We start from the raw sequence: 15194 nt of genomic DNA, 5'->3' as shown, positions 1-15194 counted from the left end.
GCCGGGTCAGTCCGACGGGCCGATGCCGCTGCCCACGCCGCCGCCCGTGTCCGCGTCACCGACGGGCCGGATGCCCTGGGTGATCCGCTCCATGTCGGCCAGGGGCGGACCGTCCTCGCCGGCGTCGAACACGTAGCGGACGAGGATCGGGGACTCGGTGCCCACGGTGGAGGGGAACACCATCGACTGCACGTAGCCGCCGGGGCCCTCGGCCGTCGTCACCCGCCAGCGCACGTAGTACCCGGCGCGTCCGGCGACGGCGACCGGCCCGGACGCGACCTCCTCGTGGGACTCGATGCCGCCGAAGGGCTTGTTGCCGACCAGGTCGCGGTCGTAGGCGTCGTCGGCCGCGTCCTCGATGTCCTGCTCGGCGAGGGCCTTCGGGGAGGACTCGGCGTTCGCCGTGACGGTGCGCGAGACGACGAGACCGTGCCGGCACACCCCGCCGTCGGCGGGACAGTCGTAGGTGCCGTCCGTGGTCATCACGACGTCGCTCTCGGCGACGTTCTTCGGCGGGACCCAGCCGTCCGGCAGTGGGAAGGTGACGCCGTTGAGCTGGTCCTCGACCGCGTTCGGGGACTCGGTGGGGGTCGGCGAGGGGGTCGGCGTCGCGGTCGTCGGCGACGGGCCGGTGGGAGCGGCGGACGACGGCGGGGTCCCGGTCCGCGGGCCGCCGTCGTCCTCGCCGAGGAAGAACGCGCCGCCGACGATCGCCGCGACCAGCACGGCCCCGGCGGCGGTGAGGGCGACGGCCCTGCCGCGCACGGTGCCGTCCGCGGACCGCCGTTGCCCCGGGTGGCCGCCCGTGAGGAGCGGCACGGTCGACGGCTGCCCGGGCGCCGCGGACGGCACCGGCTGCTGGGCCGGGGGCGCCCCGTACCCGGCGGGCCCGGGTGCCCGCCGGTGCTCTGTCCAGGCCGTTCCGTCCCACCACCGTTCCTGGTGCGGGGCCGACGGATCGGGGTACCAGCCGGGCGGCGGCGTCATGCTCATCCCGGCACTGTAGGGCGCCGCCCTCGGTGATCTACAGCGGTGTGACGTACGCCCCGGAGATCCCGCCGTCCACCAGGAAGTCGCTGGCGTTCACGAAGGAGGAGTCGTCGCTGGCCAGGAAGGCGACGGCGGCGGCGATCTCCTCGGCCTCGGCGAAGCGCCCGAGCGGAATGTGGACGAGGCGGCGCGCGGCCCGCTCCGGGTCCTTGGCGAACAGTTCCTGGAGGAGCGGGGTGTTGACCGGTCCGGGGCACAGGGCGTTGACGCGGATGCCCTCCCGCGCGAACTGCACGCCCAGTTCCCGGGACAGGGCGAGGACACCGCCCTTGGAGGCCGTGTACGAGATCTGCGAGGTGGCCGCGCCCATCCGGGCCACGAAGGAGGCGGTGTTGATGATGGACCCCCGGCCCTGGCGCCGCATGTAGGGGAGGGCGGCCTTGCAGCACAGGTAGACGGAGGTCAGGTTGACCTCCTGGACGCGCTTCCACGCCTCCAGGCCGGTCTCCAGGATGGAGTCGTCGTCGGGCGGCGAGATGCCGGCGTTGTTGAACGCGACGTCGACGCTGCCGTAGGTGTCGTGCGCCGCCGCGAACAGCGCCTCGACCTGATCCGGGTCGGTGACGTCGGCCTTGACGAAGGTGCCGCCGATCTCGTCGGCCGCCGCCTTGCCCCGGGTCTCGTCCACGTCGCCGCAGACGACGTGCGCGCCCTCGGAGGCGAGCCGGCGGACGGAGGCGAGGCCGATGCCGCTGCCGGCCCCGGTGACGACGGCGGTACGGCCGACGAGCCTGCGGCAGACGATGTCTTCGCTCACTGTGCGGAGTCCTCCGTGCTCGACGGGACGTTACGGGACGGTGCTGATGAAGACGTTCTTGGTCTCGGTGAAGGCGGTCAGCGCGTCCGGGCCGAGTTCGCGGCCGAGACCGGACTGCTTGAACCCGCCGAACGGCGTCCCGTAGCGGACGCTGGAGTGGGAGTTGACGGACAGGTTCCCGGCCCGCACCGCCTGGGAGACGCGCAGGGCACGGCCGACGTCCCGGGTCCAGATCGAGCCGGACAGCCCGTACTCGGTGGCGTTGGCCAGGCGGACGGCGTCGGCCTCGTCCTCGAAGGGCAGGACGACGGCGACGGGCCCGAAGACCTCCTCGACCGCCACGCGCGCGTGCGCGTCGACGCCGGTGAGGACGGTGGGCGGGAACCAGAAGCCGGGGCCGCCCTCGGGGGCCTTGCCCCGGATGCCGTCGGCGCCCTCGGGGACGTAGGAGCGGACGCGCTCCAGCTGGGCCCGGGAGATGAGCGGGCCCATGTCGGTGCGTTCGTCGGCCGGGTCGCCGACGAGGACGGACTCGATCGCCGGGGCGAGGAGGCCGAGGAAGCGGTCGTACACCGTGCGCTGGACCAGGATGCGGGTGCGGGCGCAGCAGTCCTGGCCGGAGTTGTCGAGGAAGGACAGGGGCGCTGCGGTGGCGGCGGCCTCGATGTCGGCGTCGGCGAAGACGATGTTGGGGCTCTTGCCGCCGAGTTCCAGGGTGACCGGTTTGAGGAGCGCCGCGCCCTTGGCCGCCACCCGTCGGCCCACCGCTGTCGACCCGGTGAAGACGATCTTGGCGACGCCCGGGTGGGTGACGAGCGCGTCGCCCGCGACGGCCCCGTGTCCGGGCAGCACCTGGAGGAGGCCGTCGGGAAGCCCGGCCGCGAGGGCCAGTTCGGCCAGGCGCAGTGCGGTCAGCGGGGTCGTCTCGGCCGGTTTGAGGAGGACCGCGTTGCCCGCCGCCAGCGCGGGCGCCGTGCCCCAGGCCGCGATCGGCATGGGGAAGTTCCAGGGCGCGATGACGCCGACGACGCCGAGCGGTTCGAGGAACGTCACGTCCAGGCCGCCGGCGACCGGGATCTGCCGGCCGGTGAGCCGCTCCACTCCCCCGGCGGCGTAGTCGAGCAGGTCGCGGACGTTCCCGGCCTCCCAGCGGGCGTTGCCGATGGTGTGCCCGGCCTCGCGGACCTCCAGGCGGGCCAGTTCCTCCAGGTGGTCGTCGACGGTGGCGGCGAACCGGCGCAGGAGCCGGGCGCGGTCGCCGGGGGCCAGGGCGGCCCAGGTCGGCTGCGCCCGCGCGGCCCGTGCGACGGCGGCGTCGACGTCGGCCGCGGTGGCCGCGGGGACGGTGGCGACGACCTCTTCGGTGGCGGGGTTCAGCACCCGCAGGTCCTGTGCCCCCGTTGCCTCTGTTGCGGGTGCCTGGTGGGACACGTGGGGCCTCACATGCGTTCGAAGGAGCGGCGCAGCTCCCAGTCCGTGACGGCGGCGCCGTAGGCGTCGAGTTCGACCCGCGCCATGTTGCGGTAGTGGGCGACGACCTCGTCCCCGAAGGCGGCCTTGGCGAGGGCGCTGTTCTCCCACAGCTCGGCGGCCTCGCGCAGGGTGGTCGGCACGTGCGCGTAGTCCGCGGCGTAGGCGTTGCCCGGGCACGGCTCGGGCAGCTCCAGCCGCTGCTCGACCCCGTGCAGTCCCGCCGCCACCATGCCGGCGACCGCGAGGTACGGGTTGACGTCGCCGCCGGGGAGGCGGTTCTCGAAGCGCAGGGAAGGGCCGTGTCCGACGACCCGCAGGGCGCAGGTGCGGTTGTCGCGTCCCCAGGCGACGGCGGTCGGGGCGAAGGAGCCCGGCTGGAACCGCTTGTAGGAGTTGATGTGGGGGGCGTAGAGCAAGGCGAACTCGCGCAGCGCCATCAGTTGCCCGGCCAGGAAGTGCCGCATGACCTCGGACATGCCGCCCTCCCGGTCCCCGGCCATGACGCCGGCGCCGCTCTCGTCGGCGAGGGAGAGGTGGATGTGGCAGGAGTTGCCCTCGCGCTCGTTGTACTTGGCCATGAAGGTGAGGGACATGCCCTCCTGGGCGGCGATCTCCTTGGCCCCGGTCTTGTAGACGGCGTGCTGGTCGCAGGTGACCAGGGCCTCGTCGTAGCGGAAGACGATCTCGTGCTGGCCGGGATTGCACTCGCCCTTGGCCGACTCGACGGTGAGGCCCGCGCCGGCCATCTCGTTGCGGATGCGGCGCAGCAGGGGCTCGACGCGGCCGGTGCCGAGGACCGAGTAGTCGATGTTGTACTGGTTGGCCGGGGTCAGCCCGCGGTAGTTCGCGTCCCAGGCCTGTTCGTAGGTGTCCCGGAAGACGATGAACTCCAGCTCCGTGCCGACCAGCGCGCTCAGGCCGTGTCCGGCGAGGCGTTCGAGCTGGCGGCGCAGGATCTGGCGGGGCGCGGCGGGCACCGGTGAGCCGTCCTCCCAGGCGAGGTCGGCGACGACCATCGCGGTGCCCTCGTTCCAGGGCAGGCGGCGCAGGGTCTCCTTGTCCGGGCGCATGGCGAAGTCGCCGTAACCACGGTCCCAGGAGGACATCGCGTAGCCGTCGACGGTGTTCATGTCGGCGTCGACGGCGAGGAGGTAGTTGCAGCCCTCGGTGCCGTGCCGGAGGACCTCGTCCAGGAAGAAGCGCGCGGCGAACCGCTTGCCCTGGAGGCGTCCCTGCATGTCGGGGAAGGCCAGGACGACGGTGTCGATCTCACCGCCGGCGACGAGTGCGTGCAGTTCCTCGACCCCGAGTGGGGGTGTGCGGTCTGGCACGGGGAGAGCCTCCTTGTGACCGGGAGCCATAAGGTATTGCGGACGACCATTGCTTGGGAAGGGGGCGCGGCCGCATGCCGGAGGGAAACGGGGGGAGCGTGACGGACCGGCTCGCGCCGGTGCTGCGGACGGTGCGGGCGGGCAACGGCTTCGAGGAGGCACTGGAGCAGATCCTCCAGGTCGTGCGGCTGGGCCTGGTGTCCGGGGGCGAGCGGCTGCCGGCCGAGCGGGAGCTGGCGGAGCGGCTGGGGATCAGCCGGGTCACGCTCCGCGAGGTGCTGCGGGTGCTCCAGGACCAGGGGCTGGTGGAGGCCCGGCGCGGCCGGTACGGCGGAACGTTCGTGCGGGCGAGGGCCGACGCCGGCGGCGAGGACGAGCTGCGGCGCCGGGTCGCCGGGGTCGACATCGAGGACGTGCTGCGCTTCCGGGAGGTGCTGGAGGTGGGCGCGGCCGGGCTGTGCGCGGCGCACGGGCTGACGGAGCCGCGGGCGGCGCGGCTGCGCGAGGCGCTGGCCGGCACGCGGGACGCGCCGCTGGCCTCCTACCGGCGGCTGGACACGAGGCTGCACCTCACCCTCGCCGAGCTGTCCGGCTCACCGGCCCTGGCCGGGCAGTACGCCGCCGTCCGGGCCGGTCTGAACGACCTGCTGGACTGCATCCCGCTGCTGGTGCGCAACCTGGAGCACTCGCAGCGGCAGCACACCGCGCTCGTGGCGGCGGTGCTCGACGGGGACGCCGACGGGGCGCGGGAGATCGCGCGGGAGCACTGCGCGGGGACGGCGGCGCTGCTGCGCGGGTTCCTGGCCTGACGCGCGTCCGCGTCTTGCCGTGACACCGGGGCCCGGCAAAGGTATGGGAGCGAGCCATTACGAGCCATGACAAAGGAGGTCGGATGGCGGGCATGCCGCTGGTCGGCGTCAGCACGTACCTGGAGACCGGGGCGCGCTGGGGCGTGTGGGAGCTGGAGGCGGCGCTGCTGCCCGCCGGGTATCCGCGGCTCGTGCAGCGGGCGGGCGGGCTGGCCGTGATGCTCCCGCCGGACGCGCCGGAGCGGGCCGCCGCCACCGTCGCCCGCCTGGACGGGGTGGTGATCGCGGGCGGCCCGGACGTGGAGCCGGTCCGCTACGGCGCCGAACGGGACCCGCGCACCGGACCGCCCGCCCGCGCCCGGGACACCTGGGAACTGGCGCTGATCGAGGCGGCCCTGGACGCGGGCGTCCCCCTGCTGGGCGTCTGCCGGGGCATGCAGCTGCTGAACGTCGCCCTGGGCGGCACCCTCGTCCAGCACATCGAGGGCCACGCCGAGGCGGTCGGGGTCTTCGGCGGCCACCCGGTCACGCCGGTGCCGGGAACGCTGTACGCCGGTGTCGTGCCCGAGGAGGTGTTCGTGCCGACCTACCACCACCAGGCGGTGGACCGGCTCGGTACCGGGCTGGTCCCCTCGGCCCACGCCGCGGACGGCACCGTCGAGGCCCTCGAACTGCCGTCCGGCCGGGGCTGGGTCCTCGGCGTGCAGTGGCACCCGGAGATGGGCGAGGACGTGCGGGTGATGGCGGCGTTGGTGAACGCGGCGGCGTCGGGCTGAGCCACCCGGCCCCGGCGACGGCACTCCCCGGAGACGGTACGCCTCCGGAGACGGCTCCCCCGGCGCGCACGGGCGGGAGCGCACCGCCCCGGCGGCGGCACCCACGGCGCGCGCCGCAAGTCCTGGCCTGCCACCAGGTTTCTCGCCTGCCACCGGGCCCCGCGCCCGCCGCCGGGCCCCGCGGCCGCCCGCGCGGCCTACGCCCGCGTCAGCGACAGCAGGTGCCGGGCCGGGCCGGTCGGGCGGTGGCCCGTGGGCCAGACCGCCCGCAGGTCGCGGGCCAGGGCGACGTCCGCCACCGGCACGCTCACCAGGCGCCGGGTCGTGAGTTCCTCGCCGACGGCGAGTTCGCTGAGGACGGAGGGACCGGCCCCGCTCACCGCGGCCGCCTTGACGGCGGTGGTCGACGACAGCTCGATCAGGGGGCGGGCCAGGCCGCCCAGCGCCGCGTCCAGGACCTGCCGGGTGCCGGAGCCCTGCTCGCGCAGGATCAGCGGGGTGGCGGCCAGCTCCGCCGCCTCCAGCGGGCGCCGGCGACGGGCCCAGGGGTGGCCCGGTGCCGCCACGACGATCAGGCGGTCGTGGGCGATGACGGCCGAGTCGAGGCCCGCCGGGACGCTCACGCCCTCCACGAAGCCCAGGTCGGCCTCGCCGGACAGCAGACGCTCCGCCACCGCCGCGGAGTTCCCGGCGAGCAGCGACACCGCGGTGTCCGGCAGCTGGGTGCGCAGCGCGACCAGCCAGCCCGGCAACAGGTACTCGGCGATCGTCATGCTCGCCGCCACCCGCAGCCGCGAGTCCCGCCGGTCCCGCAGCGCCTGCGCTCCCGCATCGAACGCCTCGGCGGCCTCCACGATCCGGCGCGCCCAGTCCGTGACCAGAGCCCCGGCGTCGGTGAGCCGCGAGCCGCGCGGCGAACGGTCCACCAGCGCGACCCCCAGCTGGCGCTCCATCGACCGGATGCGGCTGCTGGCGGCCGGCTGGGTGATGCCCAGCTCGCGCGCCGCCCCGCCGAGGCTGCCGAGCCGCGCCACCGCCAGCAGCAGTTCCAAGGCGCCGAGATCCGGCACCCGGTGTGCCAGCGCGCCCGGTCCGCCCCGACCTGCCTGCTCAGCCTCCGCACTGCTCCTGCCCATAACCCCAGCTTATGCCCTCATAGAAGCATGGTCCCTGGTCAGCGGCTTCGGCCACGATGATCGTGGACGCATGGTCACCGTCGCCCAGCCCCACTCCCCCACCACGGCCCCTGCCCGGCCCGTCCCGGCCGTCCGGCATCTCGGGCCCAACTGGTACTCCTGCGTCATGGGCACCGCGATCGTCGGCAGCGCCGGAGTCGCGCTGCCGGGACGCATACCCGGACTGCGCCCCGTATGCACCGCGTTCTGGGCCCTGTCCCTCGTCCTCCTCGCGGCGCTGCTCGTGGCCCGTTCACTGCACTGGTACCACCACTGGGACCAGGCCCGGACGCATCTGCTCGACCCCGCCGCTGCCCCGTTCTACGGCTGCCTGGCGATGGCCCTGCTGGCCGTCGGCGGCGGCGCCCTGACGGTCGGCCGGGACTGGATCGGCACCTCGGCGGCGGTCGCCCTGGACGCCGTGCTGTTCACCTCCGGTACGGTCGTCGGGCTCGCGGCAGCGGTCGTCGTGCCGTACCTGATGGCGGTGCGCCACCGGATCGAGCCCGGTCAGGCCTACCCGGTGTGGCTGCTGCCGCTGGTCGCGCCGATGGTCTCCGCGGCCGTCGGACCGCTCCTGGTCCCGCACCTTCCGCCGGGACAGCCGCGCGCGACGCTGCTGCTCGCCTGCGTCGCCCTGTTCGGCATGAGCCTGCTGGCGACGCTGGTGATGCTGCCCCTGATCTTCGGCCGGCTGCTCACCGGCGGTCCGTTGCCGCTCGCGCTGACCCCGACACTCTTCCTGGTGCTGGGCCCGCTCGGGCAGTCGACGACCGCGGTGGGACAGTTCGCGGAGGTGGCCCCGGGGGTCCTCCCGGGCCCGTACGCCACGGGATTCGAGGTGTTCGGCGTCCTGTACGGCGTTCCCGTGCTGGGCTTCGCGCTGATGTGGCTGGGGCTCGCCGCCGCGCACGTCGTGCGGGCCCGGCGCGAGGGCATGCGGTTCTCGATGACGTGGTGGTCGTTCACCTTTCCGGTGGGCACCTGCGTCACCGGTTCCGAGGCGCTGGCCCGGCACACGGGACTGGCCGCCTACGACGCCCTCACCGTCGTCCTGTACGGGGTCCTGGTCGTCGCCTGGGCCGTCGCCGCCGCGCACACCGCGCGCGGTGTGGTCAGCGGCGCGCTGCTCGCAGGGCCGCGTCCAGCACCCGGGGCGCCTCGGCCAGGGACGGCCCGTACCACGTGAGGCACCGGCCGTCGACGAGGGCGCAGGGCAGGCCGGGGAAGGCCTCGGGTCCGTCCTCGGCGGTGAAGCGGTACGGCTCGTCCGGCAGGACCACGAGGTCCGGGCGGGCCGCCCGGAGTTCCTCGACGGGCACCTTCGGGTAGCGCTCGGCGTGCCCCGCGTACAGGTGGTCGACGCCGAGGCGGGCCAGCACGTCGCCGGCGAAGGTGTCGCGGCCCAGCACCATCCAGGGCCTGCGCCAGACCGGCACGACGGCGCGGCGGCGCCCCTCCCGGAAGGCGGCCGGCGGCGCCGCCCAGGCCGCCTCCGCCTCGTCCAGCCACCGGGGCCGGGACGACGCGCCACAGGCCGTCAGCACCCGGTCCAGTTCGGTGAGGGCCTGCGGCACCGTACGTACCTCGGTCACCAGCACCTCGACGCCCGCCGCGCGCAGGGTGTCCAGGTCGGCCGGACGGTTCTCCTCCTCGTTGGCGACCACGAGGTCGGGTGCGAGGGCGAGGACCCGGTCGGTCTTCGGGTTCTTGGTGCCGCCGACCCGGACGACGTCGAGCCCGGCCGGGTGCGTGCACCAGTCGGTGGCCCCGACCAGCACGCCCGGGAGCGTCACGGCGACGGCCTCGGTCAGCGACGGGACCAGGGAGACCGCCCTCACCGGCACGGCCTCACCGGCGGGGCCCTTCCCGGACCGCCTCGATGTGCTCGGCCACGGCGACCACGACCAGCCGGGTGTCGGGCACCGTGGCCCGCCACCGGTGCCGCACCCCACCGGTGAGGTACAGCGTGTCGCCTCGCCCCAACCGGTACGCGCGGCCCTCCGCCTCGATCTCGACGGCGCCCTCGGTGACGAACATCAACTGGTCGTTGCGGTACTGCAGTTCGCGTCCGGCGTCATGGTCGCCGGTGAACTCGGAGGCGTGCATCTGGTGGTGTCCGCGCACCAGGGAGCGCACCCGGGGCGCCAGCTCCGGATCGGGGTCCTCGGCCCGCACCACGTCCACGCTGCACGCGGGGTCGGCGGCGGCGAGCAGCTCCACGGCGGTGGTGCGCAGCGCGTCGGCCACCTTCTCCAGGGAGGTCTGGCTGGGCCGCGCCCGGTCGTTCTCGACCTGGCTGAGGAAGGGCACGGACAGACCGCTGCGCTCGGAGACGACGGCGAGGGTGAGCTCCAGGGCCCGGCGCCGACGCCGCACGGCCGCGCCCACCCGCAGGTGCTGATCTTTGTGGTCGCCCATCGCTCCGGCTCCCTCCTTCACCCGTCTCCGTACCACCGCGGCGCCCCGGACCGGGCACCGTTCTCCTGTTGAGTTCTCTGCACCCTACGCATGTTCGGCAAACCGTTTCATGCGGCCGTCACATCGGTGTCACGGTGCGGTGGCCGCGACCTCACAGTTCTCGCCATCGCGCGGCCCGCCCGTCCGCGGTCGCGGACGCCTTACCGGTTCAAGGCGCGGGCGGCCCTCCGTGTTCCCGCCAGCCCCCGCGGCCCCGGCGTGCCAAGGCCAGGGCAGGGGGTGGCGCTCCGTGGTTGGCCAAATCTTTGCCGTGCCCCGGCGGAGCCGACCGAGGGGTGGGTCCGGTCGCGTCTCCTGACGGAGCGCGGCGGGACCCACCCCTCGGGGCGGCCGGTACGGCGGTGCCGGGCCGGTGTCGTGCCGACGTGCTACTGCGGGGTCATCCGGCCGACCATGTCCGGGTGCTCCTCGAGCCAGGCCGCGACGGCTTCCTCCTCGTGGCCCTGCCCGCGGTCCTTGATCTCGGCCTCCAGGGTGCCGAGCTCGTCCTCGGTCATGCGGAAGTCCTTGATCCACTCGGTGAGCTGCGGGTACTGCTCGGGGAACTTCTTGCTGGAGATGGTGCGGATCGTGTTGCCCTCGCCGAAGGCCTTCTTGGGATCCTTCAGCTTGGTCAGCTCGTAGTCGCTGTAGGCCCAGTGCGGGGACCACAGGGTGACCGCGACCGGCTCCTTCTTGGCGTAGGCGCGCTTCAGCTCGGCCAGCATCGCCGGCGTGGAGCCGTCCACGATCTCGTACTCGTCCTCCAGGCCGTAGCCCGGCAGCACCTCGTTCTTGGCGAGCTGCATCTCACCGGTGCCGGGCTCGATGCCGATGATCTTCCCGTCGAAGAGGTCGCCCTTGCCCTTGAGGTCCGCGAGGGACTTGACGTCCTTCACGTAGGAGGGGACGGCGATCTCCAGGGAGGTCGGTTCGTACCAGGTACCGAGGTCGGTGAGGTTGTCCTTGTTCTTCTCCCAGTAGTTCTTCTGGGCGTGCGGCAGCCAGGCGTCGAAGTTGAGGTCGAGGTCGCCGGAGGCCAGGCCGGTGTAGACCGGGCCGACGTCCATCTGCTTCAGGTTCATCTTGTAGCCGCGGCGCTCCAGGACGTTCTTCCACAGGTAGGTGACGGCGACGTCCTCCTCCCAGGGGAACCAGGCCACGTCCAGGGTGCGCTTCGCCTCGGCCGGGGTGCCGCCGGCGGCGCCCTCCACCGGGGCGAGCTTGTCGACCAGCCCCGGGTTGCTCTTCAGCCAGGTGCGGACGGCGTCCTGCTGCTTGCCCTTGCCGGCCTTGTTGATCTCGGCCTCCAGGCTGGTGAGCTGCTTCTCGTCCAGCGTGAAGTCCTTCATCCACTGCGCAGCCGTCGGGTCGTCGCCGGCGAAGCCCTTGCGGGACAGCGTGTGCACGCCGTCGCCCTCGCCCCAGGCGCCCTTCGGGTCCTCGAGCTTCTTCAGGTCCAGGTCGTTGTACGCCCAGTGCGGGGACCAGAGCGTGACGACGATCGGTTCCTTCTTGCTCATGGCCCGCTTCAGCTCGGCCAGCATCGCCGGCGTCGAGCTGTCGACGACCTTGTACTCCTTGTCGAGGCCGTACGCCTTGGCGACCTTGTCCTTCAGCAGGGCCATCTCGCCGGCGCTGGACTCGATGCCGGTGATCTTGCCACCGAAGAGGCCGGCCCTGCCCTTGAGGTCCGCCAGCGTGTTGACGTCCTTCATGTACGCGGGGACCGTCAGCTCCAGCGACGTCTCGTCGTACCAGGAGCCGAGGTCGTCGAGCCGGTCGCCGTACTTCTTCCAGTACTGCTCGTGGGTGGTCGGCAGCCAGGAGTTGGTGACGATGTCGATGTCGCCCTGCGCGAGCGACGTGTAGAGCGGGCCGGCGTCGAACTGCTTGGCCTCGACCTCGTAGCCGCGCTGTTCGAGGATCTCCTTCCACAGGAACGTGGAGGCGACGCCCTCGTCCCAGGGCACGTACCCGAGGGTGACCTTCTTGCCCTGGCCGACGTTCTTGCCGTCGGCGACGGACTCGGAGTCGCCGGAGCCGCCGAACATGCCCATGCCGCCGGCCACCAGGGCCAGGATCACGACGCCGACCACGGCGACCTGCGGGCGGGGACGGTAGGACCAGATCTTGAGGCCGCCCGCGGCCCGCGCCTTGGCGGCGGCGCGCCGGCCCAGCGGCGAGACCTGGGTGCCCAGGGCGCTGGTCATGCGGTCCAGGTAGATCGCCAGGATCACGATGGCGACACCGGCCTCGGAACCGAGGCCCACGTTGAGCTGGCCGATGGCCTCGTTGACGTCGCCGCCGAGGCCGCCGGTGCCGACCATGCCGGCGATCGCCGCCATGGACAGGCCGAGCATGATGACCTGGTTGACGCCGGCCATCACCGTCGGCAGGGCCAGCGGGAGCTGGACGCGCAGCAGGGTGTTGCGCGGAGTGGTGCCGAAGGCCTCGGCGGCCTCGACCAGCTCCTTGTCGACCTGGCGGATGCCCAGCTCGGTCATGCGCACGCCCGGGGCGAGCGCGAAGATCAGGGTGGCGACGATGCCCGCGGAGGCACCGGTGCCGAAGAACAGGATCGCCGGGATGAGGTAGATCATCGCGGGCAGCGTCTGCATGAAGTCCAGCACCGGCCGCACCAGGCCGCTGACCCGGGCGGAGCGGGCCGCCCAGATGCCGACGGGCACCGCGATGACGAGCGCGATGATGGTGGCCACCAGCACCAGCGCCAAGGTGATCATCGCGTTCTCCCACAGCTCCATGGAGATGATGAACGCGAATCCCAGGAAGGTGAGGACACCGGCGACCGTGCCGCGCAGCCAGAAGGCGATGATCGCGAAGATGCCGACGAGGAGCAGCGGTTCGGGCGCCTGGAGGACGGCGTTGATGCCGTCGTAGGTGCCGGTGAAGACGGTCTTGAGGAAGTCGAAGAGCCAGGAGACGTGGCCGAGCAGCCAGTCGACGGCGTCGTTGACCCAGTCGCCGAGCGGAATCCTAGGCACGGGCCATCACCTTCTCGCCGCCCTTGTCGCGCGGGGAGTCGCAGGTGCCGGCCTCGGCCTGCTCGTCGCCGAGGAACCCGACCAGGCGACGGGAGGGGACCACTCCGACGAGGTCGCCGTCCTTCACGACGGCGACGGCGTGCGGCACCCGCGCGCTGATGGCGCACAGTTCGGTGAACGGCGTGTCGGGCGTCGCCGTCTCGCACGTGCAGTCGGCCTCGTCGCCGCGCACGTCGGTCTCCATGACCGCGCGGGCGGTGAGGACGCGCGAGCGGTCGACGTCCTGGGTGAAGGAGGCGACGTAGTCATTGGCGGGGCGTATCAGGATGTCCTGCGCGGTGCCTATCTGCACGATGCTGCCGTCGCGCATCACGGCGATGCGGTCGCCCAGGCGCATGGCCTCGTTGAGGTCGTGGGTGATGAAGACGATGGTCTTCTTCAGGGTCTTCTGCAGGTCGAGCAGCTGGTCCTGCATGTCCCGGCGGATCAGCGGGTCGAGGGCGCTGAAGGACTCGTCCATGAGCAGCAGGTCGGCGTCCGTGGCGAGCGCGCGGGCCAGACCGACGCGCTGCTGCATACCGCCGGACAGCTCGTCCGGCCAGGACTTCTCCCAGCCGGCCAGGCCGCACAGGGCGAGCGCCTCGTCGGCGCGGCGTTCGCGCTCGGCGCGGGGCACGCCCTGCACTTCGAGGCCGTAGGCAGCGTTGTCACGGACGCTGCGGTGCGGGAAGAGCGCGAAGTGCTGGAAGACCATGCTGATCTGCTGGGAGCGGACCTCGCGCAGTCCGCGGTCGCCGAGTTCCGTCAGGTCCTGGCCGCCGAAGCGGACGTGCCCGGCGGTCGGCTCCAGCAGACCGTTGAGCATGCGCAGCAGCGTCGACTTCCCGGACCCGGACAGTCCCATGACGACGAAGATCTCGCCGGGCTCCACGGTGAAGGACGCGTCGATGACGGCGGCCGTGGTGCCGTCGGCCCGCAGTTCCTCCCGGTCGGCTCCTTGGCGCAGTCGTTCGACCGCCTGGTCCGGTTTTCTGCCGAAGACCTTGTACAGGTTCTCGGCCTCTAGCCTCGCTGACACGCTTACCTCTTGGCTCGGGGGCAGGGACAGGGGCACGAGGACTCGTCGGCACAAGGAACCGTCGGAGCGGGCGCCCGTCGACACGGGAGCCCGTCGGTCCGAGGACTCATCGATCCGAAGACCCGCTAACAGTTGAATGCATCAACCAGCTTCGGCCCGGGAGCGCGCCTGCCCCCTTCCCCCCGACCCAAACACAGGAGTGACCCAGCTCACACGGCCTCCACCGTGCACCTGCACCGCCTGCGGCATGATGCGAGGCGTGACCGGACGACTGATGCTCCTCGACACCGCCTCCCTCTACTTCCGCGCCTACTTCGGGATGCCCGACTCGGTGAGGGCCCCCGACGGGACGCCCGTCAACGCCGTGCGCGGACTCCTCGACTTCATCGACCGCCTGGTGAAGGACCACCGGCCCGACCAGCTGGTCGCCTGCATGGACGCCGACTGGCGACCGCACTGGCGGGTGGAGCTGATCCCCAGCTACAAGGCGCACCGGGTGGCCGAGGAGACCCCGCAGGGCCCGGACACCGAAGAGGTGCCCGACACGCTCTCGCCGCAGGTACCGGTCATCGAGGCCGTCCTGGACGCGCTCGGCATCGCCCGCGTCGGCGTGGCCGGGTACGAGGCGGACGACGTCATCGGCACCTACACCGCGCGGGCGACGGGCCCGGTGGACATCGTCACCGGCGACCGGGACCTGTACCAGTTGGTCGACGACGCCCGGGGCGTGCGTGTGCTGTACCCGATCAAGGGCGTCGGCACCCTCGCCCTCACCGACGAGGCCCTGCTGCGCGAGAAGTACGGCGTGGACGGCCGCGGATACGCCGACCTGGCACTGCTGCGCGGGGACCCGAGCGACGGCCTGCCCGGCGTCGCGGGCATCGGCGAGAAGACGGCGGCCAAGCTGCTCGCCGAGTTCGGCGACCTGGCGGGCATCCAGGCCGCGGTGGACGACCCGGGGGCGAAGCTCACGCCCTCGCAGCGCAGGCGGCTGACCGAGGCACGACCGTATCTCGCCGTGGCCCCGAAGGTCGTCCGGGTCGCCGACGACGTCCCGCTGCCGGACGTCGACACGACGCTGCCCGACGCCCCGCGCGACGCCGAGGCACTGGACGGCCTCGCGGCCCGCTGGGGCCTGGGCGGCTCGCTGCAACGGCTGCTGGCGACGCTCGCGGGCTGAGCCGGGCCCGCCGTGCGCCCGAGCCGTCAGGGCGTACGGCGAACCGGACCGCCCGCCGGGGAGGCCGCACGCCGTGTCCGGGGTACGCGGGTCCCGGGGA

13 protein-coding genes are annotated in these 15194 nt (G+C 73.0%); 4 read left to right on the top strand and 9 right to left on the bottom strand.

What is annotated here, in order from left to right; genetic code table 11:
- Window positions 1-6: 6 nt before the first annotated feature.
- The 4 genes from ACZ6EG_RS20920 to ACZ6EG_RS20905 are packed head-to-tail and all read right to left on the bottom strand — an operon-like array spanning window position 7 to window position 4611.
- Window positions 7-987 (bottom strand): DUF2510 domain-containing protein, encoded by a 981-nt coding sequence (locus ACZ6EG_RS20920; RefSeq protein WP_391970411.1) that lies wholly within the window; start codon window positions 985-987, stop codon window positions 7-9.
- Between the two features lie 37 nt (window positions 988-1024).
- Window positions 1025-1807 (bottom strand): 3-oxoacyl-ACP reductase, encoded by a 783-nt coding sequence (locus tag ACZ6EG_RS20915; RefSeq protein ID WP_469606472.1) that lies wholly within the window; start codon window positions 1805-1807, stop codon window positions 1025-1027.
- 30 nt (window positions 1808-1837) lie between these two features.
- On the bottom strand, window positions 1838-3250 hold the full coding sequence (locus ACZ6EG_RS20910) for an aldehyde dehydrogenase family protein (RefSeq protein ID WP_391970253.1): 1413 nt from the start codon (window positions 3248-3250) through the stop codon (window positions 1838-1840).
- Window positions 3247-4611 (bottom strand): glutamine synthetase family protein, encoded by a 1365-nt coding sequence (locus tag ACZ6EG_RS20905; RefSeq protein WP_469606469.1) that lies wholly within the window; start codon window positions 4609-4611, stop codon window positions 3247-3249. The genes ACZ6EG_RS20910 and ACZ6EG_RS20905 overlap by 4 nt, the downstream gene beginning before the upstream one ends.
- Before the next feature lie 74 nt (window positions 4612-4685).
- Here ACZ6EG_RS20905 and ACZ6EG_RS20900 point away from each other — a divergent pair, with 74 nt between their 5' ends.
- Both ACZ6EG_RS20900 and ACZ6EG_RS20895 read left to right on the top strand, forming a co-directional pair.
- Window positions 4686-5420: a FadR/GntR family transcriptional regulator gene (locus ACZ6EG_RS20900; RefSeq protein ID WP_391970251.1), complete on the top strand. Its 735-nt coding sequence runs from the start codon at window positions 4686-4688 to the stop codon at window positions 5418-5420.
- A gap of 83 nt (window positions 5421-5503) precedes the next feature.
- The gene (locus ACZ6EG_RS20895; protein WP_391970250.1) at window positions 5504-6196 is read left to right on the top strand and encodes a gamma-glutamyl-gamma-aminobutyrate hydrolase family protein; all 693 of its coding nucleotides are present in this window, start codon (window positions 5504-5506) and stop codon (window positions 6194-6196) included.
- Between the two features lie 197 nt (window positions 6197-6393).
- Here ACZ6EG_RS20895 and ACZ6EG_RS20890 read toward each other — a convergent pair whose 3' ends face one another.
- Complete coding sequence (locus tag ACZ6EG_RS20890) at window positions 6394-7332, bottom strand: LysR family transcriptional regulator (RefSeq protein WP_469606462.1); 939 nt, start codon at window positions 7330-7332, stop codon at window positions 6394-6396.
- A 70-nt stretch (window positions 7333-7402) separates the two neighbouring features.
- Between ACZ6EG_RS20890 and ACZ6EG_RS20885 the strand changes: the two genes are divergently transcribed.
- Window positions 7403-8560 (top strand): TDT family transporter, encoded by a 1158-nt coding sequence (locus ACZ6EG_RS20885; protein ID WP_469606459.1) that lies wholly within the window; start codon window positions 7403-7405, stop codon window positions 8558-8560.
- Here the strand turns inward: ACZ6EG_RS20885 and ACZ6EG_RS20880 are convergent.
- From ACZ6EG_RS20880 to ACZ6EG_RS20865, 4 genes are all read right to left on the bottom strand, one after another.
- Complete coding sequence (locus ACZ6EG_RS20880) at window positions 8487-9212, bottom strand: helical backbone metal receptor (RefSeq protein ID WP_469606456.1); 726 nt, start codon at window positions 9210-9212, stop codon at window positions 8487-8489. The two genes, ACZ6EG_RS20885 and ACZ6EG_RS20880, sit on opposite strands and share 74 nt — an antisense overlap.
- Window positions 9213-9222: 10 nt before the next feature.
- Window positions 9223-9792, bottom strand: a complete 570-nt coding sequence (locus ACZ6EG_RS20875) for a helix-turn-helix domain-containing protein (protein ID WP_356605885.1) — start codon at window positions 9790-9792, stop codon at window positions 9223-9225.
- 428 nt (window positions 9793-10220) lie between these two features.
- Window positions 10221-12836, bottom strand: a complete 2616-nt coding sequence (locus ACZ6EG_RS20870; RefSeq protein WP_469606451.1) for an ABC transporter permease/substrate binding protein — start codon at window positions 12834-12836, stop codon at window positions 10221-10223.
- The gene (locus ACZ6EG_RS20865) at window positions 12829-13914 is read right to left on the bottom strand and encodes a quaternary amine ABC transporter ATP-binding protein (protein WP_391970246.1); all 1086 of its coding nucleotides are present in this window, start codon (window positions 13912-13914) and stop codon (window positions 12829-12831) included. Before ACZ6EG_RS20865 ends, ACZ6EG_RS20870 begins: the two co-directional genes overlap by 8 nt.
- Window positions 13915-14188: 274 nt before the next feature.
- Between ACZ6EG_RS20865 and ACZ6EG_RS20860 the strand changes: the two genes are divergently transcribed.
- Window positions 14189-15094 carry a 5'-3' exonuclease gene (locus ACZ6EG_RS20860; protein WP_391970409.1) on the top strand — a complete coding sequence of 302 codons (906 nt, stop codon included), beginning with the start codon at window positions 14189-14191 and terminating at the stop codon, window positions 15092-15094.
- Window positions 15095-15194: the final 100 nt, after the last annotated feature.

The organism is Streptomyces sp. NPDC041968 (assembly GCF_055589025.1).
This window is presented reverse-complemented; position numbering and strand designations above follow the sequence as displayed.